This is a genomic window from Gillisella taibaishanensis (assembly GCF_001938985.1).
In the GTDB taxonomy this organism is placed as follows: domain Bacteria; phylum Pseudomonadota; class Alphaproteobacteria; order Rhizobiales; family Rhizobiaceae; genus Allorhizobium; species Allorhizobium taibaishanense.
The window spans coordinates 496,709-517,790 of the sequence record NZ_MKIN01000027.1 but is presented as its reverse complement, the minus strand read 5'-3'; the positions used below and the strand labels follow the sequence as shown (position 1 = coordinate 517,790).

18 protein-coding genes and 1 pseudogene are annotated in these 21,082 nt (G+C 60.7%); 4 read left to right on the top strand and 15 right to left on the bottom strand.

Going from position 1 to position 21,082, the window contains the following annotated elements; translation table 11 throughout:
- The 3 genes from BJF91_RS23955 to BJF91_RS23945 all read right to left on the bottom strand — a co-directional run.
- Positions 1–1,941, bottom strand: a 1,941-nt coding sequence (locus BJF91_RS23955) for a methyl-accepting chemotaxis protein (RefSeq protein ID WP_234801710.1), incomplete at its 3' end; no start/stop codon positions are given.
- A 164-nt stretch (positions 1,942–2,105) separates the two neighbouring features.
- Positions 2,106–3,035 (bottom strand): substrate-binding domain-containing protein, encoded by a 930-nt coding sequence (locus BJF91_RS23950; protein WP_075616990.1) that lies wholly within the window; start codon positions 3,033–3,035, stop codon positions 2,106–2,108.
- Positions 3,036–3,333: 298 nt separating this feature from the next.
- A complete protein-coding gene (locus BJF91_RS23945) occupies positions 3,334–3,723 on the bottom strand; it encodes a hypothetical protein (RefSeq protein WP_075616989.1) in 390 nt (129 codons plus the stop codon).
- A gap of 279 nt (positions 3,724–4,002) precedes the next feature.
- Between BJF91_RS23945 and BJF91_RS23940 the strand changes: the two genes are divergently transcribed.
- A complete protein-coding gene (locus tag BJF91_RS23940; RefSeq protein ID WP_075616988.1) occupies positions 4,003–5,553 on the top strand; it encodes a helicase HerA-like C-terminal domain-containing protein in 1,551 nt (516 codons plus the stop codon).
- Positions 5,554–5,765: 212 nt separating this feature from the next.
- On the opposite strand, the gene BJF91_RS23935 is transcribed toward BJF91_RS23940, so the two are convergent.
- The 6 genes and pseudogenes from BJF91_RS23935 to BJF91_RS23910 form a co-directional block, all read right to left on the bottom strand.
- On the bottom strand, positions 5,766–7,634 hold the full coding sequence (locus BJF91_RS23935; protein ID WP_075616987.1) for a coiled-coil domain-containing protein: 1,869 nt from the start codon (positions 7,632–7,634) through the stop codon (positions 5,766–5,768).
- Positions 7,627–8,118, bottom strand: a complete 492-nt coding sequence (locus tag BJF91_RS23930) for an ABC-three component system middle component 2 (protein ID WP_083943462.1) — start codon at positions 8,116–8,118, stop codon at positions 7,627–7,629. Before BJF91_RS23930 ends, BJF91_RS23935 begins: the two co-directional genes overlap by 8 nt.
- The gene (locus BJF91_RS25520) at positions 8,106–8,588 is read right to left on the bottom strand and encodes an ABC-three component system protein (RefSeq protein WP_324615730.1); all 483 of its coding nucleotides are present in this window, start codon (positions 8,586–8,588) and stop codon (positions 8,106–8,108) included. The genes BJF91_RS23930 and BJF91_RS25520 overlap by 13 nt, the downstream gene beginning before the upstream one ends.
- A gap of 648 nt (positions 8,589–9,236) precedes the next feature.
- Positions 9,237–9,452, bottom strand: a pseudogene (locus tag BJF91_RS25600) (methyl-accepting chemotaxis protein); the annotation flags it as partial.
- Between the two features lie 47 nt (positions 9,453–9,499).
- Positions 9,500–9,997: an AAA family ATPase gene (locus tag BJF91_RS23915; RefSeq protein ID WP_075616984.1), complete on the bottom strand. Its 498-nt coding sequence runs from the start codon at positions 9,995–9,997 to the stop codon at positions 9,500–9,502.
- 78 nt (positions 9,998–10,075) lie between these two features.
- Positions 10,076–10,900, bottom strand: a complete 825-nt coding sequence (locus BJF91_RS23910) for a helix-turn-helix transcriptional regulator (protein ID WP_075616983.1) — start codon at positions 10,898–10,900, stop codon at positions 10,076–10,078.
- A 95-nt stretch (positions 10,901–10,995) separates the two neighbouring features.
- Here BJF91_RS23910 and BJF91_RS23905 point away from each other — a divergent pair, with 95 nt between their 5' ends.
- A complete protein-coding gene (locus BJF91_RS23905; protein WP_075616982.1) occupies positions 10,996–11,886 on the top strand; it encodes an SDR family oxidoreductase in 891 nt (296 codons plus the stop codon).
- A gap of 98 nt (positions 11,887–11,984) precedes the next feature.
- Here BJF91_RS23905 and BJF91_RS23900 read toward each other — a convergent pair whose 3' ends face one another.
- Positions 11,985–13,799 (bottom strand): HAMP domain-containing methyl-accepting chemotaxis protein, encoded by a 1,815-nt coding sequence (locus BJF91_RS23900; RefSeq protein ID WP_075616981.1) that lies wholly within the window; start codon positions 13,797–13,799, stop codon positions 11,985–11,987.
- A 505-nt stretch (positions 13,800–14,304) separates the two neighbouring features.
- On the opposite strand from BJF91_RS23900, the gene BJF91_RS23895 reads away from it, so the two are divergent.
- On the top strand, positions 14,305–15,177 hold the full coding sequence (locus BJF91_RS23895; protein WP_075617068.1) for an undecaprenyl-diphosphate phosphatase: 873 nt from the start codon (positions 14,305–14,307) through the stop codon (positions 15,175–15,177).
- Between the two features lie 7 nt (positions 15,178–15,184).
- Here the strand turns inward: BJF91_RS23895 and BJF91_RS23890 are convergent, their stop codons facing one another.
- From BJF91_RS23890 to xylF, 3 genes are all read right to left on the bottom strand, one after another.
- Positions 15,185–15,985, bottom strand: a complete 801-nt coding sequence (locus BJF91_RS23890) for an ATP-binding cassette domain-containing protein (RefSeq protein ID WP_075616980.1) — start codon at positions 15,983–15,985, stop codon at positions 15,185–15,187.
- A gap of 71 nt (positions 15,986–16,056) precedes the next feature.
- Positions 16,057–17,370: a sugar ABC transporter permease gene (locus BJF91_RS23885; protein ID WP_075616979.1), complete on the bottom strand. Its 1,314-nt coding sequence runs from the start codon at positions 17,368–17,370 to the stop codon at positions 16,057–16,059.
- 426 nt (positions 17,371–17,796) lie between these two features.
- Entirely contained in the window at positions 17,797–18,837 is a 1,041-nt protein-coding gene (xylF, locus tag BJF91_RS23880; protein ID WP_075616978.1) for a D-xylose ABC transporter substrate-binding protein, read from the bottom strand.
- A 297-nt stretch (positions 18,838–19,134) separates the two neighbouring features.
- On the opposite strand from xylF, the gene BJF91_RS23875 reads away from it, so the two are divergent.
- A complete protein-coding gene (locus BJF91_RS23875) occupies positions 19,135–20,388 on the top strand; it encodes an ROK family transcriptional regulator (protein ID WP_075616977.1) in 1,254 nt (417 codons plus the stop codon).
- Here the strand turns inward: BJF91_RS23875 and BJF91_RS23870 are convergent.
- Positions 20,366–20,794, bottom strand: coding sequence for a hypothetical protein (locus BJF91_RS23870; RefSeq protein ID WP_075616976.1), 429 nt, complete (start codon positions 20,792–20,794; stop codon positions 20,366–20,368). The genes BJF91_RS23875 and BJF91_RS23870 overlap by 23 nt on opposite strands.
- Positions 20,791–21,039 (bottom strand): hypothetical protein, encoded by a 249-nt coding sequence (locus BJF91_RS23865; RefSeq protein WP_075616975.1) that lies wholly within the window; start codon positions 21,037–21,039, stop codon positions 20,791–20,793. Before BJF91_RS23865 ends, BJF91_RS23870 begins: the two co-directional genes overlap by 4 nt.
- Between the last annotated feature and the right edge of the window lie 43 nt (positions 21,040–21,082).

The window sequence follows — 21,082 nt, the reverse complement described above, 5'->3', positions numbered from 1 at the left end:
TTCGCGGGCGGCATTGGCGATCTCTGTGATCGTTGAGCTCATGGCTACGACCTGCTCGACGATTTCCTTCAGCGACGTACCAGAGGCCGTGACAAGGCCGACGCCGGTTTCCACCTGGGCGCTTGATGTCGAGATCAAGGACTTGATCTCCTTCGCCGCATTGGCCGAGCGCTGGGCAAGCTCGCGCACTTCCTGGGCGACGACAGCAAAACCCTTGCCGGCTTCACCGGCACGCGCGGCTTCGACACCGGCGTTCAAGGCCAGCAGGTTGGTCTGGAAAGCAATCTCATCGATGACGCCGATGATATTGCCGATCTTTTCCGACGAGCCCTGGATAGCGGTCATGGCGTCGACGGCCTTGGCAACGATATCACCACCCTTGGCGGCATTGTCGCGGGCGGCGTTGACGGCGTGCTGCGCACGGCCAGCGCCTTCGGCGGTGCCGTTGACACCGCGTGAGACGTCGCCAAGGGCCGCAATGGTTTCTTCGAGCGATGCGGCCTGCTGTTCGGTACGGCGTGCCAGATCGTTGGAGGCGGCGGAGATTTCGCCGAGGCCGGAGCGGATGGTGCTGACCGTCGTCACGACCGAGCCCATGGCTTCTTCAAGCGAGGCAACAGACGTATTGAACTGATCGCGGATCTCGGCATAGCGGCCGTCGACGGCGCCGATGCGCACCGTCAGGTCGCCGTGCGCCAGCGCATCGAGACCGACCGAGATCTGCTCGAAGGCATGGGCCATGCGCTGAGCTTCCTCGGCCTTCAGACGGTCCTGGTCGAGCTTTTCCTGCTCCGCGGCAAGCCGCGTGCGTTCGGCTGCAAGCTCGGCGGCAACTTTACCACGTCCGGTTTCCTGGAATACCAGCAAGGAGCGGGCCATGGCGCCAAGTTCGTTGTTGAACTCCGTGCCCGTAACAGTCAGGTCGTTATTGCCGCGGGCCAATTCGTTCATGTCATTGGCCATGCGCGTAACAGCACGCGAAATCAGCATGCCGATCAGGTAGGCCAGCGCGAGGCCGAGCACGATGACCACGACGCTGAAACCAAGAGTGAAGGACTGAGTACCGGTGGCCGTGGCGATTGCAGCACTACTCTGGCTGGCCTGGCGGTCTCGGATATCCTGCTGCAACTGAGCAAACTGCTTGGCTATCTGCGGGCCAAGCGTGCCAAGCTGGTTGTCAATCAGGCCACGGGATTCAGTCACGACGGTCTGCAGGTCAGTTAGGCGGGCGCTGTAATTGGTCATCAGCCGGGCGGCGGCGGCAACGCGGCTCGCCTGCAGCTTGTTGTCCTTCAGGCTTTCTGCCAGTTGCTTCTGCTCAGCCAGAGCCTGGGTGAGCAGCGCCTGCGCTTTGGTGTAGTCAGCGGCCTTGTCGCCTTCAAGATATTTGCCGGAATAGAGCAAGCTTTCAGACATCGTCGCGGCAAGCTGCTGACCCTGGTGCAAGGTTTCGACGTCGCCTTGGCGCCAGGCCGAGCGCAGCACGTCTTCGATGGCGATATTGGTATAGGGACCGAATTCGAACACCTTGTCGGCGAGCTTGAGCTTGCGCTGCCAGAGCGCCACGATCTTGTCGAAGGCAGCGCTATAGGCGCCCATGTCTCCGCGCACCTTGTCCAAGCCGGCAGCGACTTGCGGCGCACCTTGGAAAGAGGCTGCATGGGTGTTGAAAGCCTCGATCGCCTTCTTCACGGCATCGGCCTCGTCTTGGCGATGGTTCGTGGTATAGCTGGAGGCGTTGAGCCGCATGCTGGAGAGATCGTCGCTGAGCAATGCGACAATGCGGGCACTTTCGGCGCCCTGGTTCTGCTCGCCGATCGCCTGCGACAGCTGGCCAATGCCGCTGACGGCGCCAAGCACCAGCAGGCCCATCAAGGCAATCAAGGCGAGAAAGCCTATCGAGGTTTGTGTGCGTATACCTTGTCTCTTCCAGACGTGCATGTGATCGAACTCCATCGGACCAGGCGGAAAGTCATGCCGGTCGAAACGATATTGTGGGTGCGGCAGGGCGGCGCTTGGCCTCTCCTGTCTGTTATAAATGATGCGCTTGCGAACTTGGATGTGGGCATGCGCGGCTCAGCGTCGCGCCTGCGTCACCGGCCTTATCACTGGGTCTTGGCGGTGAACTGATCGATATTGGCAGGCGTCACGAGCTTGAAGGGCACGGTGATGCGCGGCGGAACTGTTTCGCCGGATGCAATCTTGATGGCAGCCTCGACGCTGGCCTTACCGAGACCGGCTGCATCCTGCAGTACGGTTACGTCGAGATCGCCGGCCATCATGGCCTTCTTGCCGTCGGCAGTGGCGTCGATCCCGGCAATCACCACCGTCTTCATGTCGACATTATGCCGCTTCAGTGCGTCGATGGCGCCAAGCGCCATGGAGTCGTTGTTGGCGATGACAGCGTCGAATGTCACGCCTGCCTTCAGCCATTCCTCTGTCTGCTGGTCGGCAAGAGCGGTTTCCCAATCGGCCGATTGATGTTCGAGAACGGCGATGCCATTGCAGGGGGCTTCGGAGAAGATTTTTTCGACCACGGCGGTGCGGGTGCGCGCTGCGTCATGATAGAGTGGCCCGGTCAGCAGCACGGCCTTGCCTTTGCCGTTCAGGAGCCGGCAGACTTCCTTGCCCTGCAGCGTGCCAGCTTCCGTTTCCATAGAGGCGACCAAGGCCTCCTTAGCCGGCAGTTCTTCGATATTGCTTGGGGTATTGTTCACGTAGACGATCGGCACATTGGCCGCTGTTGCCATTTTGGAGACTTCGGCGCCCATGTCGCTATCGATCAGCGCCACGATGGCAGCGTCGGGTTTGGCAGCGATGATCGCCTTGATCTGTTCCATCTGCTTGGCAGGGTCGGCCTTTGCATCTGAAATAGTCAAGGTCTGGCCGCCCTGCTTGGCAGCGCCTTCGACCGCCTTGACGAGGCCCGACTGAAAGGTATCGCTCGCATTGGCCACGGCGAATGCCAGGGTTTTGCTGAAAGCTGGCGTTGCCGCCATAGAAAGCATCATCGACAGAGTGATGAGCGAACGCATTGGGACCCCCCCTAAATTTGAACAGCCCTAATGTCTTATAAACCCCTTAAAAATTGAATAAGCGCGACGCGCAAGAAAGCCGAGCATGAGTGATGTTGAATAAAATTCATAAATCCAGCACGGACGCCAGACTAGCGAGGCAATATTAGATTTATCTTATCTGAGGTGATCTTGGAAGCGGAGGTCGTTATTTCCGCAATACTTGCCGTCTCTGTATAGGCAGGCAGCGGGAAAAGGGCGCCTGCGTGAAACGCGGCGCCCTGGGTTTCGAACTGGTTTTGAAGGATCGGGGATGCGATCAGACGAACTGGCCGAGCCCCGGAACCGAAGCCACCACCTTGTCGACCACTTCATCGCCGGCATGTTCGCGGGCGACGGCCATGGTTTCCTTGGCAAGCGCCGAGATTTCGCCCATGCCGAGGCCGAGGCTCATCAGCTGCTGGCCAAGGCCCATGATGCCGCCGCCGCCGATGGCGCTCATCAGGCCGCCGAGCAGGCCGCCGCTCTTGCCTTCTCCATTGTGCATGGCCACCAGTTCCGGCGCGCCGGGCATGGCTTCGATCATCTTTGCCACGGCGCCGTCATCGGCCTCGCGCTGCAGGAAGCCCAGCATCATGCCAAGCGCCTTTTCCGCCGTATCGGGGGCAATGCCGACATTGTCGGAAATGCGGGTGACCAGTTCGCTCATGGGGATGCTCCTCAGAATTTTTTGACGTTCACGTCAACGTAATCGAGCCGGAGCCGAAACTCAAGCCGGGGCTGCCGGAAAAACACGCGCCTTGTGGGCAAAGCGCGCGCCCTCGAATCGACCATTGCCAATGTGTCAGGCACCATTGTCGATATGGTGACGATGTTCCATATTCCACTAGCGTTTGTAACAGTCTTTTCTGGAATTGCAGCTGGTCAGCGGCGATTATGGGGCAGACTGTAAGGGAAAGTGGGACCCGGACGCAGATGGGGGCGTAACATGCTGGAAGACGGAAAGATTTTCCTCGGCGCGAGCCGTGGCAAGGACGACGCGGCGACGGGGCCGCAATATCTGGACCTCGCCTTTGCCAATCGCCACGGCCTGGTCACCGGCGCCACCGGCACCGGCAAGACCGTGACCCTGCAGGTGCTGGCCGAGGGCTTTGCCAGCGCCGGCGTGCCTGTCTTCTGCGCCGATATCAAGGGCGATCTCTCCGGCATCGGCAAGCCGGGCGAGGCCAAGGATTTCCTGCTGAAGCGCGCTGATGAGATCGGTCTGTCGCCCTACCTCTTCGAGCAGTTTCCGGTGGTGTTCTGGGATCTCTACGGCGAAAAAGGCCACCGCGTGCGCACGACGATTGCCGAAATGGGGCCGCTGCTGCTCGCCCGGCTGCTGGAGGCGACGGAGGCGCAGGAAGGCGTGCTGGCCATCGCCTTCAAGATCGCCGACGAGGGCGGGCTGGCGCTCTTGGACTTGAAAGACCTGCAAGCGCTGCTGACCTATATGGCCGACAATGCCGCAGAACTTTCCGGCCGCTTCGGTCAGGTCTCGCGCGCCTCCGTCGGTTCGCTGCAACGGGCGCTGCTGCTCTTGGAAAGCCAGGGCGCCGACCAGTTTTTTGGCGAGCCGGCTTTGTCGATCAACGATATCATGCGGGTGGCGCCGGATGGGCGCGGCACGATTTCGGTTCTCGCCGCCGACCGACTGATGATGAACCCCAGGCTTTACGCCACCTTCCTGCTCTGGCTGCTGTCGGAATTGTTCGAGGAACTGCCCGAGGTCGGCGATCTCGCCCAGCCGAAACTGGTGTTCTTCTTCGATGAGGCGCATCTGCTGTTTCGCGATGCGCCGCCCGTGCTGGTGCAGCGGGTGGAGCAGGTGGTGCGGCTGATCCGCTCCAAGGGCGTCGGCGTCTATTTCGTGACGCAGAACCCGCTCGATGTGCCCGACACCATCCTCGCCCAGCTCGGCAACCGGGTGCAGCACGCGCTGCGCGCCTTTACCCCGCGCGACCAGAAGGCGGTGAAAGCCGCCGCCGAAACCTTCCGCCCCAATCCCGCCTTTTCCTGCGAAGAGGCGATCACCACGCTGGCAACAGGCGAAGCACTCATCTCCACCCTAGGCGCCAAGGGCGTGCCGTCGATGGTCGAACGCACCCTGATCCGCCCGCCCGCCGCCCGCATCGGCCCGCTCACCACAGACGAACGCGCCGAGATGCTCGCCCAAAGCCCGATGGCCGGCCGCTACGACAAAACCCTCGACCGCCACTCTGCCTTCGAAATCCTAGCCGAGCGCGCCGCCAAAGCCGCCGGCACGCCCTCCGAGCCTCTAGCCCAAGACGAAAAGGACAGCGCCGCCAGCCGCTGGAAACTCCCCGGCTTCGGCAACCAGACGTCAGAACCCCGTGATCGCCACCCCACCGTCAACCGCCAGCGCGAAACGGTGATCGAAGCCGCGATGAAGAGTGCTGCTAGATCGCTGGCAAGCCAGGTGGCCAATCAGATCGGAAGGGCGCTGGTGCGGGGGATTTTGGGGAGTTTGAAGCGGTGAGGGGGGGGAATAACTTCCGCTTCGTGCCCGCATTACCGTTGTAGCCACGACAACGTGAGCCGCGCTTGAGCGGACATTTGTCAAGCGAAGAAGATGACAATTTCGCGCCGCAAGATGATACTTTACCGACCAACCGAAGGACGTTCGCTTGGGTCGATTGCTGTTAGCGCCATCCGATACGCTTGTAGTCGCTGCGTGGAGGCATCGACGGGTCAGGAACCGGACACCTGGAAAAGTCCTCGTCTACCGGCTTTGGAGAACACAATTGTCCGGGGTATGAGTTCCTTGGGCGGCGTCTTGTTTTCGATGACGTAGATCTGGCAGAACCTCGAAACCGAAGTTAGGTGCTCGTAAAAGCGCTCGTCTAGCGACGTCGCAGCGATCGCTCGCTCTTCATCGGTTAACGGCTCATCGTCGTCCAACTCTTCCCGGTACGTCAATAGCGGCGAGTCTAGTACCAACAACCCAGGGTGAGGCAGTCTCTCGTTCTTGCAATAGATCGCGTAGGCCACCGCGAACGCGGAACGTAGCAGCGCCTTGACGCCCTTGCCGTTGCGGCCGCGAGCCTTGCCATTGATGTCGATGTCATAGGTCTTGTCATTCCATGTAACCGCCTCCAGCCCTGGATACCCCCAGGCGTCCAGCACCTTCTGCACGGTCTGGGAAAACTTGTGTCCGGTCTGCCCGTCAATTCCAATCGTGAGCCCGGCCGCCTTCTGTTTGCCGTGCTTAGCCGCCGCAATCGCCTTCCGCTTTTCATCTAGATCGCTGCGACGAACCGATAAAGCAATGAGACGATCAATTTCCTCAAGAAGCGTAACGTCGCCAGTGTAGCCTGTGCGCAGGTTCGCCTCTCTTGGCCTAAGGTGTTGAATCTCGTCGAAGTGCCCGCTGGCTTCGGCGCCGAGTGAGCGGCCGCGGCTTTCGAGCTCTTCGGCTTCCGCTGTCAAGCTCGCCAGGATGACGTCAAGGTCACTCATGTCCCGTCTGATTTTGGCGATCTCCGCCCGTGCTGTTTTGAGCTGGAGGTCAACATCCCCCAGCGGGTGAGGCTTGTGCTGGTGACCAGGCAATGCCCCGCAGAGCGGACATGGCTGGTCCTCAAATCGTTGAAGCAGGAAGCCACCCTCCTCGATCGCCTCAAGCCTGCGTATATCCGTTTCATAAGTGCTCTTTAGGTCGAGAAACCGCTGCTGCATCGCTCTCAGCTGCGAGGTGTGGGCCTCTGCCTCGCCCTGGGCGTTTAATGCGTCACGTCGCAGCAAAGAAAGCTCATCAATCCGCTCCTGGGCTTCAGCCAAGTCTTCGCCGATTGTCTCGAGGTGCGATTGCAGGCGATCTTGCTGTGCGACCAGTTCGGGTACATTGCGAGTTCCCAGTTCGCGATCAAGCTCGGCGATCATCTCGTCGAGCAGCTGTAGCTTGCCCATCTTGCCCGCGTCGAGCGCCTTCTTGTCGGGAACCTTGGCGATGGTGGAATCGTCCCGGCCAGTCAGAAGGAACCTGAACGCATTCTTGTTGAGCGTATCGCTACTCTTGGGATTGATCTCGGTCGGCGTCTTGCCGCTAAGCATTCGCTCCTCAGTCACCAGCACGTAAGGCATCAAGAAGCGGAAGCTGAAGGTGTCGAGCTTCCCTGCCTGGGTTGAGGCGATCTTGATCGTTCCCAGACCCACTTTAGCGAGCAGGAACTCCGACAAACTACCGGCCTTGGACTTGCTACCCTTGCCATGAATCGGATCGAGGACTCGGCTCTCCCGGCCTTCGAGAATGCCATCCGGGGCGAGGCCGTCGAAGACTTCGATGTCGCCGCCCCGCAACGCACGTCTGAGTGTAACACTTGTGCCGTCTGCAAACGAGATCCCCAGCAAGGCCGACTCGTACTTATCTCCTTCGGGTGGCGTCTCAGGCGTTTCCCCGCCGAACATGAAGTTCAGAGTGGCAACAGTGTAGGTCTTGCCTGTATTGGAGCCACCTAACAGGATCGTCAGGTCATCGTTGAAAGTTATTCCTGCTGTCGCGAGGCCAGCCCCGGTGTAGGTGAGGTGCTCGAGCTGAATCAATGGCGATCGATCAGCCATTTGGCAGCCCCACTTCAGACTGGAACTCGAGGCTCCACCGGTCGATCAGTTGCCTCATTGAGGTAAAGGCGGCTGCGCCTTCCTCACGGACGCGGCTAGCGAGCCAGCCCGCGCGGTCCGCAAGGTCTCGATTGTAGTCCGAGTTTAGGAGCTTCACAAAGGCTGGTGTATCATCGCCCGACACGAAGCTGATGCCGTCAGTAGCCTCAACAACCTCGATCAGGCTCACCCGCAAGAGCATGCGTAAAGCTTCCTGTATCAGTGTGCGGCGAACTCGATACTCACCGACGCGCTCTGGCAGTGCCGGGTGAAGACTGTCGGGGCCGCCCAGATCGGCGGTGTGGACAACGAAATAGTCGAGTAGCGCGAGCGTCTCGAGATCGAGCTTTTCCGGATAGAACGCTTCTAGCAGGACGAGCGAACGAAGACCGGTCTCGACCGACCCGTTGAAGACCGGCGTTGGGATGGGCCTCAGCGTTTCCACGGCATTACCCCGTCATTTGCGAGATGGTGGCACGTACCCTGCTTAACTAGGATGCTGGCCCGATTGTGCCTGCCGAAAATGCCTGAGACCGGAAGCGAGCCCGCCGCACTCATTACATTCCGCACCTGTCCGAGGCCTGTCGCCTGGGAGTGCACGTCGAACACACCGTAGAGCACCTCGTCGGTGAACTTTTCAATGTGCTGCACATCAATGTTGTCGCGGAAGTGGCGACGGAAGGCATCCGCTTCGAAGTACCGCCGACGTTGCATGGTCAGGTCAGGGCCATGACTTGCGTGGCGAAGGACTTCGGCCGCATTTGCGAAGGGTTGGCCCTCGCTATCGGAATATATACCTATGAGCTGTTGCACGTAGGTCTCGTTGGCCGAAATATCAGTCGGAACGACACCGGAAGGTGCCTCACCCGGATCATCTCCAAACGCGTCGGCAAGAACAAGGTTGATATCGTCCATTGTGAGGATCTTCGGCAGATCAATGCCGGCGATGTTCTGAAATTCATAGGCTTCGATGACTGCCCTTAGCTTATCTGTGAGGACGACCGGCGGACCTCTTCTGATGCGTTTGGCGCACCGTGCATCCCATTCGCCGATCATCTGCTGCTTGAACGAGCTCGGGCTGAAGAGTAGTTTTTCAGCTTTCCGATTGAAGCCCTTCGGAGCGACAAAGAAATAGGCCGCTGGCGGTGTGAACGCTCCTTCGGAGGCGTGGAACAGGATCTTGGCGATTTCCTCATGTATCATGGCGTCATTGACGCGCTGACTGAGCATCTTGCACTGGTAGTTATCCCAATCGCTGTCATGCCGGTTCAGCGTGCGAAACCCTACGGCATCGCGGCCTAGGTCATTTGCATTCCCGAAGATATGGTGGTCCGGATATTTCTTGATCTGACGGGCTACGCAGCGATGGACAAAAACCTCAAGTTCCTTGTCCTCCATCGCCAGAATGTTTCGGCTGTAAGAGAGATTGCTTTTCACCGCCGACTCCTCCCGCTCAGGCATATTCTTCAACAGCCTGCAGCATTGAAAGTCAATGCCCTGATGCAATCTGGAGTTTAATATGCGATGGCGAAGTGGTCGACGGCGTGAGCGGCCACTTTGGGCTCCAAGCGGAGCCTCGCATTTGGCGCTGGCGGCGCTGGTTTCTTCGACCATGGCGGCGTTTTGCTGGGTCACCTGGTCCATCTGGTTGACGGCAGTGTTGACTTCAGAGAGGCCGACGGATTGTTCCTAGGCGGACGTGGCAATCGCGTCCATCAAGCCGTTGATGGTCATGATATGCTGTTCGATATCCTTCAGCACGTTGCCGGTTTCGTGCACATGGTGACGCCGTTATGAGGGTGTCGATTCCAAAGACTTGAAGACAATCAAATCCGTTTGATTATCTCCGCCACGCAATCTTCGATGGACATCACAGACGTGTCCAGGCGCAGATCGGCTTGCCAGGGCTCGAAGCTCCGGCCCTGGATTTCCGTCCAGGTCGGCGAGTGCTTTCCTTCTGATGTGGACAAGCGAGCTTCGGCACGACGGCGGTGGGTTTCGCTGTCCGAACAGACGATCTCCACTTCAAGGCAACGCCGCTGCGTTTCTGCTGCGACCTCTCGAAAAGCATTGCGGGTGATGGAAATGGAGTTAACGGTGTCTGCGACAACGGTATTGCCCAGCCGCAGATTGTCCGCCGCCAACCGATAAAGTGCCAGATAGCCGGCCGCCCCGACCGATTGCCCGTGGGCCAGAATCGCGGAGTCACGAATGGCCTGTTCGACGGTGTCGACCCTGAGATAGCAAGCGCCGATCCGGGTTGCCAAAGCCTTGGCTACCGTGCTTTTCCCGACCCCCGGCAAGCCTCCAAAAATGATCAGCATGTGTCCCTTCCCATTTGGATGAAAGGTAGAGCCTGCCGACGACGCAGGGATTAAGCCCGGAGCGCCTTAGACGACCCATCACCCTCCGCCCGAAATCAGCGCCCGAAACTGCTCCATTCCATCAGGATCGGTCGGATTGTAGACCATCATGGTGAGGTCGGAGCGCCCTTCCACGGCGAAGCTTGAGAATTCCAGCTTGATCGGGCCGAGCAGGGGGTGGTGCAGGCGTTTCACGCCTTCGCCCATGCTGGTGATCTCGTTGTCGTTCCACATGGTCTTGAACTCAAGGCTTTTGGCGGAGAGCTCGTCGACAAGCTGCTTGATTTCCACCCCGGCACCGGCGCGGGCGGCGTCGGCGCGGAAGGCACCGACCACGTAGCGCGCGACGTTGCGCCAGTCGTCCTGGGCGGCGCGCACCCCCTCGTTAGCGAAGATCAGCCGCAGGATGTTTCGCTCTTGTGGCGGTAGCTTCCCGTAATCGGTGAGGATCACGGTCGCGGCATTGTTCCAGGCGATGACGTCCCAGGTCGCGGTGCGGATCATCGCCGGGCTAAACGGTATGGCATCCAGCACATGCTGCAGGCGCGGCGTTATGCCGTCCGGCGGCCGATAGCGCTTTTCCGGCGGGTGGCCGAAGGCGAGGATATGCAGGTGATCCCGTTCGAACTCGGTCAGCATCAGCCCTTTGGCGATGCGATCGAGCACATCGGCGGAGGGTAGCCCGCCGCGCCCCTGTTCCAGCCAGGTATACCAGGTGGGGCTGATATTGGCGCGCTGTGCCACCTCTTCGCGGCGCAGGCCCGGCGTGCGCCGCCGCTCGACCGGAAAGCCGAAGGCCACAGGGTCGAGCCGCATCCGCCGGTCGCGCAGGAAGGTGCTTAGAGCCTTGTCCATGCCGCTCATCCTATCCTGTTGGTCATTATACTAGGAAAACACCACTACTTTAACAGGAAAATTATTCATGAGATCACCGCCTCCGTCAATGAAGGAGGTTTCAGATGCGTGTATTTCTAACAGGCGCCACCGGTTTTATCGGCGCGCGAATTCTCGACCAACTCGTGGCCGCCGGTCATGAGGTAATCGGCCTCACCCGCTCCGATGCGGGTGCACGACGGCTGGCCCTGGCCGGCGCATCCGCCCATCTGGCAATGCTCGAAGATCCCGAGGGCCTGGCAAAGGGGGCGGAACAGGCCGATGCGGTTATTCACACTGCCTTCGACCACGATTTTTCGAATTTTGCCGCCAATTGCGAGAAGGACCGGAGGGTAATCGCCGCCCTCGGTGCCGTGCTGAAGGGATCGAGCCGACCGCTGTTGATCACCTCGGGCGTCGGCATGGGTGATCCCGGCGCGGGCGCCCCGGCGCGCGAGGACGTGTTCAATCTCCACCATCGCAACCCTCGCATCGCCTCGGAACTGGAAGGCGCAGAACAGCTTCAGGCCGGCGTCAATCTCGGCGTCGTCAGGCTGCCGCAGGTGCATGACACCGTCAAACAGGGACTGATTACCCCGTATATCGCGACGGCCCGCGAAAAGGGCGTTGTCGCCTATGTCGAAGAGGGTGAAAACCGCTGGTCGGCCGGACATGTGGACGACGTAGCGAAGGTCTATGTCCTGGCGCTGGAGCGCGCCGAACCGGGCGGCCGCTATCACGCAGTTGCGGAAGAAGGGGTCAGCGCCCGCGCGATTGCCGAAGCCGTGGCGACAGGCCTCAAACTGCCCGCCGTCTCGCTCTCAAAAGCCGAAGCCGCCACTCATTTCGGTTGGTTCGGCCTCTTCGCCGCCATGGACCTCAGAGCGTCGAGCGCGCTGACGCAGGAAAAGCTAGGCTGGGTGCCCAAGGGACCAAGCCTGCTCGATGATCTCAGGGAGATGGACTACGGGGTGTGAGGAATAGAGAGGGATGGGCGGCGTATTTGTGCCCATCCCGCTATTTCTCAACGTCGGACTGGCTCTAAGGGAAGCCTGGAGCCGTCGAGACGGTCCAATCAAGCCGCCCGACGCGCGACACTTCCCCCGTTACCCCGCAGCGTAAACCCGGACACCAGTTGCTGCAATCTCGCGCTTTCGGAGGCGAGGTTGGCGCTGGCTGCGCTGGTTTCTTCCACCATGGCGGCATTTTGCTGGGTCACCTGGTCCATCTGGTTGACGGCAGTGTTGACTTCGGAGAGGCCGACGGATTGTTCCTGGGCTGAGGTGGCAATGGCGTCCATCAGGCCGTTGATTGTCATGATATGCTGTTCGATATCCTTCAGCACATTGCCGGTTTCGCGCACATGGGTGACGCCGTTGCCGACTTCTTCGGCGGAATTGGTGATCAGGCCCTTGATCTCGCGGGCGGCCTTGGCCGAGCGCTGGGCAAGTTCGCGCACTTCTGTCGCAACGACTGCAAAGCCGCGTCCTGCTTCACCCGCACGCGCCGCCTCGACGCCGGCGTTCAGCGCCAGCAGGTTGGTCTGGAAGGCGATTTCGTCGATCACGCCGATGATGTTGGAGATCTGGTTTGAGGATTGCTCGATGCGCTGCATCGCCTCGATCGCTTCGGCCACCACCTTGCCAGATTGCACGGCGCTGCCGTTTGCCTCGCGGGCAACGCTGCGGGCCTCCTGCACGCGCTTGGCGGAATTGCTGACGTTGACGGTGATTTCGTCCAGTGCCGCTGCGGTTTCTTCCAGCGAAGCCGCCTGCTGTTCGGTGCGCTTGGAAAGATCGTCGGCGCTATGGCTGACTTCGCGCGAGCCGGCGCCGATGGCCACGGCCGATTGTGCAACGGTGCCGATGGTGTCGCCAAGCTGCATCACGGCGGTATTTAGGTCATGGCGCAGCGGCTCGAATTCTTGGGAAAAGGGCTCGGTCAGTTCAAAGCCGAGATCGCCGGCGGCCAGACGCTTCAGGCCGGCGGCAAGACCAGCCGTGGCCTGCTGCAGCTTGAGGGCGGCGGCGGCTTCTGCCTCCTGCTGCAACCGTGCCTTTTCGCTTTCGGCCTTTTCGCGGGCGGCGGCGGCTTCGGCTTCCAGCTGCCGGCTGCGCACGGCACTGTCCTTGAACACCTGAAGCGCTGCGGACATGCCGCCGATCTCGTCCTTGCGATCCTGATAGGGCACGGTGAATGTCGTATCGCCACCAGCGAGATCACGCATATTGTCGGTCATGGTGCGGATCGGCTTGATGATGCGGCGATTGCTGATCACGGCAGCGGCAGCGGCAACGACGATTGCCACGCCAAGCGCCACAAGCAGCACCGAGCTCGCTTCGTCGATATTGGCAATGTTGGCCTTGCCCTCGTCGTTGACATTGCCGGCGAGGTCGTCGACCGCCTTCTGGATGTCGTCGCCCGCCTTGTTGTAGATCAAAAACGCATCGCTGAGGAACATCGCCAAGGCTTCGTCCGTGCGTCCCGCATCGGCGCTGGCCTTTACCTTGCTCCAAATCGCCTCATAGGTCGCCCAGTCCTTGGAAAATGTGTCGTAAAGCTCACGGTCTTCCTTGTCGACGATCAACGGCTCGTAGGTTTTACGGTGCTCAGCGAAGCTGGCTTGAGCGTCTTTCATGTCCTTGATGAACTGCTCCTTCATCGCCGGTTCCTTGGCCGCGAGATAGGCGGCCTGGGCAATGCGGATATCGGAGGAATTGGCGTTGATCTGCCCCATCAAGATGAAGGAGGGAACCCGCGTCTCGATAATCTGTCGGCTACCGGCCGCAATCATCCTCATCGAATTGGTGGCAAAATAGCCTTGAACGATGACAACGAGCAGGATGGCGCTGAACAGCGAGATCAGCAGGGTACCAAGGGACAGGCGCATCTGGAACTCCGGTTCAAATAATAAACGAGCAGGCACACAAGGAAACGCGCCTCAACTGTATCAACACACAACATATGTTCTAACGGGTTTAAGAATCGCTAATTGAGCATATGTATTTCCCACTAAATTAGGTGGGTTTTTGATGCGGCCATGGCAACGACTTCAAGTTGTAGCGCGCCGGTGGCTCCCCTTGATGCAAGGGCGGGCGTCACACGCCTGTTACGCTGCTTTGGTCTTCCTTCCGCCATGATCACGGTTTCATAACGCAAACAGGGTGCGGCCGAAGAGGGTGCGGCTAAGGGAAATGCTGCGCGGGGACATGGTCCATGCAGCCCGTCATGACGCTGACCGAAGGCGTGGGCCTTGAACCGGAATCGGTTTAAGCCAATGGTCAGGTTGGCACGGCAAAAGGCATCACCGCTGATCGAGGCGGGTCGGTGCTGTCGGCAGCGGGCACGCGGGCGCGTTTCCCAGGACGGTTTGGGCTTGGACGGAAGGGTGAATGATGGCGGATGCATGCGTGGTGGGCTCGGCAACCGGGTTTGTCGATTTGAGTTTTGTCCAGACGGCGTTTCTGGGCGTGGTGCAGGGGGTGACGGAACTGGTTCCGGTCTCGTCGTCTGCCCATATGCGGGTGGTGCCGGCGCTGCTCGGCTGGCCTGATCCGGGTGCAGCCTTTTCCGCGGCCATGCAGATGGCCGCGCTGGTGGGCGTCATCAGCTATTTCTGGCGCGACATCAGGGGTCTCGCTGCCGGTTCGATCCAGGCGGCGCGGCGGCGCGATTTCGAGAATTTTGATTTCCAGCTGGTTCTGTGGATCCTGATCGGCACGCTGCCGATCATCGTCGCAGGCCTGGCGCTGTCGCATACGCTCAACAGCTGCGGCTCACCGCTGCGCAGCCTCTGGGCGGTCGGGCTTGCGTGTATCGTCATGGGCGGGCTTCTGGCGGCAACCGAGCTTCTGGCAAAACACCGGCGCGACCTGCCAAGCATCCGCCCGCTCGATATCCTCTTGGTCGGCCTTGCCCAGGTCGGCGCGCTGATCCCCGGCGTATCGCGCTCCGGCGCCACGATGACGGCGGCGCTGGCGCTCGGCTTCAAGCGCGAGGAAGCTGCGCGCTTTTCCTTCCTGCTCGGCCTGCCGGCCATTTTGCTCGCCGGCCTCAAGGAAGTCTGGGAACTGCACAAGCTGGCGCTCGACGGTCACGGCTGGGCGCTGCTCGCCGTCGGCCTTGTCGCCGGCGGCATTTCCTCGCTCATCGCCATCTGGGGCCTGATGCGCTTCCTCGAACGCTTCTCCACCTGGCCCTTCGTGATCTACCGCATCATTCTCGGCGTGGTGCTGATCGCAGCGGCTGCGTCCGGCATGGCGTCGTAAGGCACGCTCACGCTACCTGCATCGCCCCCGGTCCCGGCACGGCGCCCGGGGGGACCTTGCCGAGGATGATCATGCCGAGTACTTCGTCCTTGGTGACATCCTGGGTGCGGGCATGGCCGACGACTTTGCCGTTCTTCATCACGAACACGCGGTCGGCAAGGTCGAAGACGTCGTGGATGTCGTGGCTGATCAGGAAGATGCCGATGCCCTCGCGCTTCAGCTGCGAGATCAGCTCGCCGACCTGCGCGGTTTCCTGAGGGCCGAGCGCTGCCGTCGGTTCGTCCATGATCAGGATGCGGGCGTCGAACAGGATGGCGCGGGCAATTGCCACCGATTGCCGCTGGCCGCCGGAGAGCGCTTTGACCGGCTCCTTGAAGCGCTGGAAATTCGGGTTGAGCCGGCCCATCACCTCGCGGGCCTTCGCCTCCATCGCCACATCATCAAGCGTGCCCCAGGGGGTGCGCAGCTCGCGCCCGAGATAGAGGTTGGCGGCGGCATCGACATTGTCGGCAACGGCCAGCGTCTGGTAGATCGTCTCGATACCGTAACGCTTGGCATCGCGCGGATTGTTGATCTCGGCCGGCTCGCCATTGATCAGGATCTCGCCGGTATCGCGCTTGTAGGCGCCGGACAGGATCTTGATCAGCGTCGATTTACCGGCGCCGTTATGGCCAAGCAGCGCGACGACTTCGCCGGCATTGAGATTGACCGAGGCATCGTCCACCGCATGAATGCCGCCGAAGGAAATGGAAATGTTCTTCATTTCCACCAGCGGGCTGGCGGTGAGGGGGCTTGCAGTCTGAGTCATAGAGATAACTCCCTTTCCGGTACCGGCGGCAAAAGCGGACCCCGCCTTTGCGCTCAAGGTGCCCTATAGATTTAGCGTGTGCGGGCGCGGTAAACCGTATCCAGCCAGACCGCGATGACCAGCACGATGCCGATGACGATGCTTTGCAGCGGCGTATCCATGCCAAGCAGCACCATGCCCGAATTGAGCGATTGCATGACGATGGCGCCAAGCACCGCACCGGCAATGGTGCCGGCCCCGCCGGCCAGCGACGTGCCGCCGATAACGGCTGCTGCAATGGTATAGAGCTCGTCCAGTGTGCCCTGCGCATTGGTGGCGGCGTTGAGGCGGGCGGTCGAAATCGCAGCGGCGATGGCGCAAAGCGCACCCATCAGCGCAAAGATCCTGACCGTGACCCAGCGGGTCTTGATGCCCGCCAAGACGGCTGCTTCCGGATTGCCACCGATGGCAAACACATAGCGGCCGAACCGGGTGCGGTTGGTGAGGAAGGTCATGACAACGGCAATGCCAAGCGCGATCAGCACGGGCACGGCAATGCCTAGGGATATGTCGAGCCCGCCATCCGGCCAGGGAATGTTATTGGCCTCGGCGTATTTGCGGGCCAGATTGACCGGCATGTAATAACTGTTGAGCACGTTGACGGCGCCAAGCACCACGCCGCAGCCGAGCAGGCCCATGAAATATTCGGCCCAGACGGGCTTCAGCGGAAAGCCGAAACGCTTGCGCTGCTTGCGCGAATGCAGGATCGACAGCACGATGAAGACGCAGGCGATAATGCCGACCACCCAGCTGGCGGTGGCGCCGATCGAGCCGTCTGCCCCGCCGCCCATCAGACGGAAGCGGGTATCCATCGGCGCAACGGTGGCGCCGCTCGTGACCATCCATGCGCATCCGCGCCAGACCAGCAGGCCGCCGAGCGTGACGATGAACGAAGGCACGTTCATGAAGGCGATGATCACGCCCTGGAAGGCGCCGATGGCTGCCCCGATCGCGATGCCGAAGGCCAGCGCCAGCACCCACATGGCGGGGTGATCGTAGCCGAGCAGCGGCGGCAGGAATTTCGTCTGCGTGACCGCCATCATCATGCCGACGAAGCCCAGAATGGAGCCGACGGACAGGTCGATATTGCGGGTGACGATGACAAGTACCATGCCCGTCGCCATCACGGAGACGGAGGCGGCCTGCACCGACAGGTTCCACAGGTTGCGCGAGGTCAGAAACAGCCCGTCCGAGAGGATGTTGAAGCCGAACCAGATGATCAGCAGCGCCAGCACCATGCCCATGAGCCGGGTGTCGATTTCGGTGGCCTTGAAAAACCTCTGCAAGACATTGCCCTTGGTTGGGCGGGCGCTATTGGCAGCAGTGCCGATTGTGTGATCCACCATGGACCTGTTGCTCCTCTATGAACTTACGGCAGGCGCATCGACGCACACTTGGGGTGCGGCGGCATGGGATGTTGAAGGACTTCCAGTCACGCCTCGCTTTGAAAGCCATCTCTCGCCTGCGGATAGGCGCATTGTTCGGCTTCGCCGCCCCCTCATCCGGCTGCCGCCACCTTCTCCCCGCTGGGGAGAAGAGATTTGCAGCGCCGTCTGCGCTTTCTCTGTTGCTGTAAGAAGCGAACAGAGCCCTTTTTCAACATCAGAATAAGGCCGAGGGCTATGGCTTTGGTCTCTTCTCCCCAGCGGGGAGAAGGTCCCGGCAGGGGGATGAGGGGGGCGAAGCCACGACTATTTGCGCTGCGAACTGGAACCGGTTCGATCATATAGGCCGCAGCGCAAGCGTTTGCGCCGCGGCCCATATCACCGATCTTACTTGCAGACCTCGACCGCGCCGGCCTTCACACCCTGGCACAGCGTCTTCTTGTCGATCCACTTGGCGTCGAGAACGACCTTCAGATTGTCCTTGGTGATCGCCTGCGGCATCAGGAACTGCGAGCTCATGTCCACGCCCTTGGAGCCGCCCTTGAACTGGATCGTGCCAGGGATTTCGCTCATCTTCTTGCCGCCGGCCAGAGCCACCGCAATTTCGCCGGCCTTCTTGCCGAGCATGCGGCTATCCTTCCAGACCGATACGGTCTGGGTGCCGAGCGCAACGCGGTTGAGAGCTGCCTTGTCGCCGTCCTGGCCGGAAACCGGTACGGAACCGGCCATGCCCTGGGCTTCCAGCGCTGCGACAACGCCGCCGGCCATGCCGTCGTTCGACGAGACGACCGCATCGACCTTGTTGTTGTTGGCGGTCAGGAACTGCTCCATGTTCTTCTGGGCGATTTCCGGCTTCCAGCCATCGGTATAGGCTTCGCCGACATTCTTGATCTTGCCGGCGGACATCGCATCCTTCAGCACTTCCATCTGCCCGGAGAACACGAAATCGGCGTTCGGATCGGTGGAGCCGCCCTTGATGAACACGTAATTGCCCGATGGCTTGACCTTCATCACTTCCTTGGCCTGCAGCCGGCCGACTTCCTTGTTGTCGAAGGTGATGTAATAGGTGCTCGGATTTTCGATCAGGCGGTCATAGCCGATGACTGGAATGCCTTCAGCAGCGGCCTTTTCGATGGCCGGGCCGATGGCGCTTGAGTCCTGCGCCAGCACGATAAGGGCATTGGCGCCCTGCGAAATCAGGCTTTCGATATCGGTAAGCTGCTTGGCGGCGGATGTCTGGGCATCGGCGGAAATATACTTGGCGCCGGAGGCCTTCAGCGCTTCCTTGATGGCGGCCTCGTCGGTCTTCCAACGCTCTTCCTGGAAGTTGGACCAGGAGACCCCGATCACCAGGTCCTTGGCATAGACAGGCACATGCGCGGTCGTCAAGACGGCAGCAACTGCCATCAGTTTCAAAACGGATTTCATTGTAAACCTCCCCAGGTGAAGGCAGCGCGGGCAGACCTCCTCGTCCGCCGCCGCACTGCCGGAAAACTGTCTCCGTTCCCCAACCCCATGCCCGTTTGCGGGCCGATGATTGTTTTTCTCGACAGTCGAGAAAATAACTGGCAGAAGATTTTCAGCCTGTCAATATGGTTGAAGGGTGGTTAAGCGAAACCTTTAGGGAGAAAAGGCAGAGCGTGAACGCAGACTGAAACAGATGCTTTGGGAGGGGCATGTGCTTTCGCCAGTCAAGACGAAGAATAGGAAAGGGTCGGCCGATCGATGCTGATGAAATCCAGCAGCGAGCAGATCCGCCGGCAGAACTCGGCCTTGGTGCTGAGCGCGCTCAGGGCCGCTCCGGCCATGGCCCATACGGACATCGCCGCCGTGACCGGGCTTGCCTCTGCGACGGTAACCGCGATCACCGGCGAGCTGGAACAGGCCGGCGTCATCGAGCGGCACGAGCAGCAAGTGGCTGGCGCGCGTGGCCGGCCGCGCGTTCTGCTGTCGCGCCGTCGGGGTTTCGCCCATGTCATGGCGGTGCGCATCACCTCCGACCGGCTGCATTTTTCCCTGTCGGACTATCGCGGCACGCTGATGGACCGCATCGAGGAGCCGCGCCAGATTGATGTCTCCGTCGAGGCCTTTGTCGAGGGGCTCGCCCGCAGCCTTGGACGGCTTGCCGACCGCTCCAAGCTGGCGCCGGAGACGGTGGCGGCATTGTCGGTTAGCTCCAAAGGCATTGTCGATCCGGCGGGGGCGCGGCTGATCTGGTCGCCGGTCTTTGGCCGCCAGCCGCTCGATTTCGCCGCCGGTCTTGCCGGTTTCGAGCGGGCGCTGACGCTTGTGAGCAATGAAACCCTACTGGTTGCCCACGGCCTAGCCCGGCGCCTGGACAGCCAGGACGGGGCTTTCCGTGGCCTGCTTGCGCTGTCACTCGGCCACAGCATCGGCCTTGGCATTGCTCGGCCGATGCCGGATGGAACGGTCGCGGTCACCGCCCCGAATTTCGGCCATATGCTCAACACCGCCGATACCAAGCTCTGCCGCTGCGGCGCGCGCGGCTGCATCGAGGCCGCCGCTGGCTTCTACGGCATCCTGCGCATGGCCTTTGAAGTGCGCCCCGACACCATCCCGGCCAAATTCGTGCCGATCACCGAGATGGACAAGATCGCGCTCTCCGCCCGCCAGGGCAACCGCACCGCCCAATATGCCTTCCGGCAGGCGGGGTTGGCGCTCGGCCAGGGCCTGTCGCGGGTCTTCAGCCTGCACGAGACCTTGCCTGTCATCATCACCGGCCCCGGCACCCGCTACTACGACCTGCTGGCCCAGGGTATCGAAGAGGGCCTCAGCCCCTCCCTGCAAGTGCGGCTGGATGGCATGCCTTCCATCAGCCTGGTCGGAGACGAAGCCGATCTCGTGCAGGAGGGGCACGTGGACCATGCGCTGCGGGCGATAGACGAGCGGCTGTTTGGGGGGGTGAGGGGTGCCGGAAACTGCGTGGCACGAAGGCTTAACTTCGCTTGGTCAGGCTGACCATCTGCTTTTCGACCATCTCGATGACGCGGGCCATGACGGATTCGAAAAACGGTTTCGGAAGCACTCCGTAATCGATCCTGGACGGATCAGAGAGAAGCGGTCGTAAATGGATTCCAGGCCAGAGAAATCGGTTGGTCTCGCCAAGCCGAATATAATTCCCACCGCTATCCAGGCCGCATTGCCTGCAGATGTCGAGAGGAATTTCTATGGAAAGATGCTCCTCGCCAGGTTCGGGAGGCGAATGTGTAATCGGAATGACCGTGACCAGTCCGGTCTTTCGCGATGCGAGGATGATGGCACAGGGGCGGTCCTTTTCACCTAGCGCAAAGCCTTCCAACTCGTCTTTTCGCCAGAGGTAGTTGTAGCGAATGACGAGACCGGGAACGGGGTCTGGATAATTCACTTAGAGATGACGCCCCACTGAGTGTCGCGAAGCTCCGCCAGCATATCGTCGTCAAAGTCGCTGAAGGTGACGACGTCCCGCTCCATCTTTTTCAACCTGTTGAAGCGCTCCAATTCCTTCGGGCTGATATAAGCGCCGACCACGCGGTCATGCGCGGTGACCTCGATCACACCGGCTTCGTAGACGTCCTCGCGGATCTTGCCGAACTGCCGAGAAAATGCACTGGCTGGAACTTGATGCGCCATCGTTGATCTCCTGCAATATTTACGTAAAATACGTAATTTACGC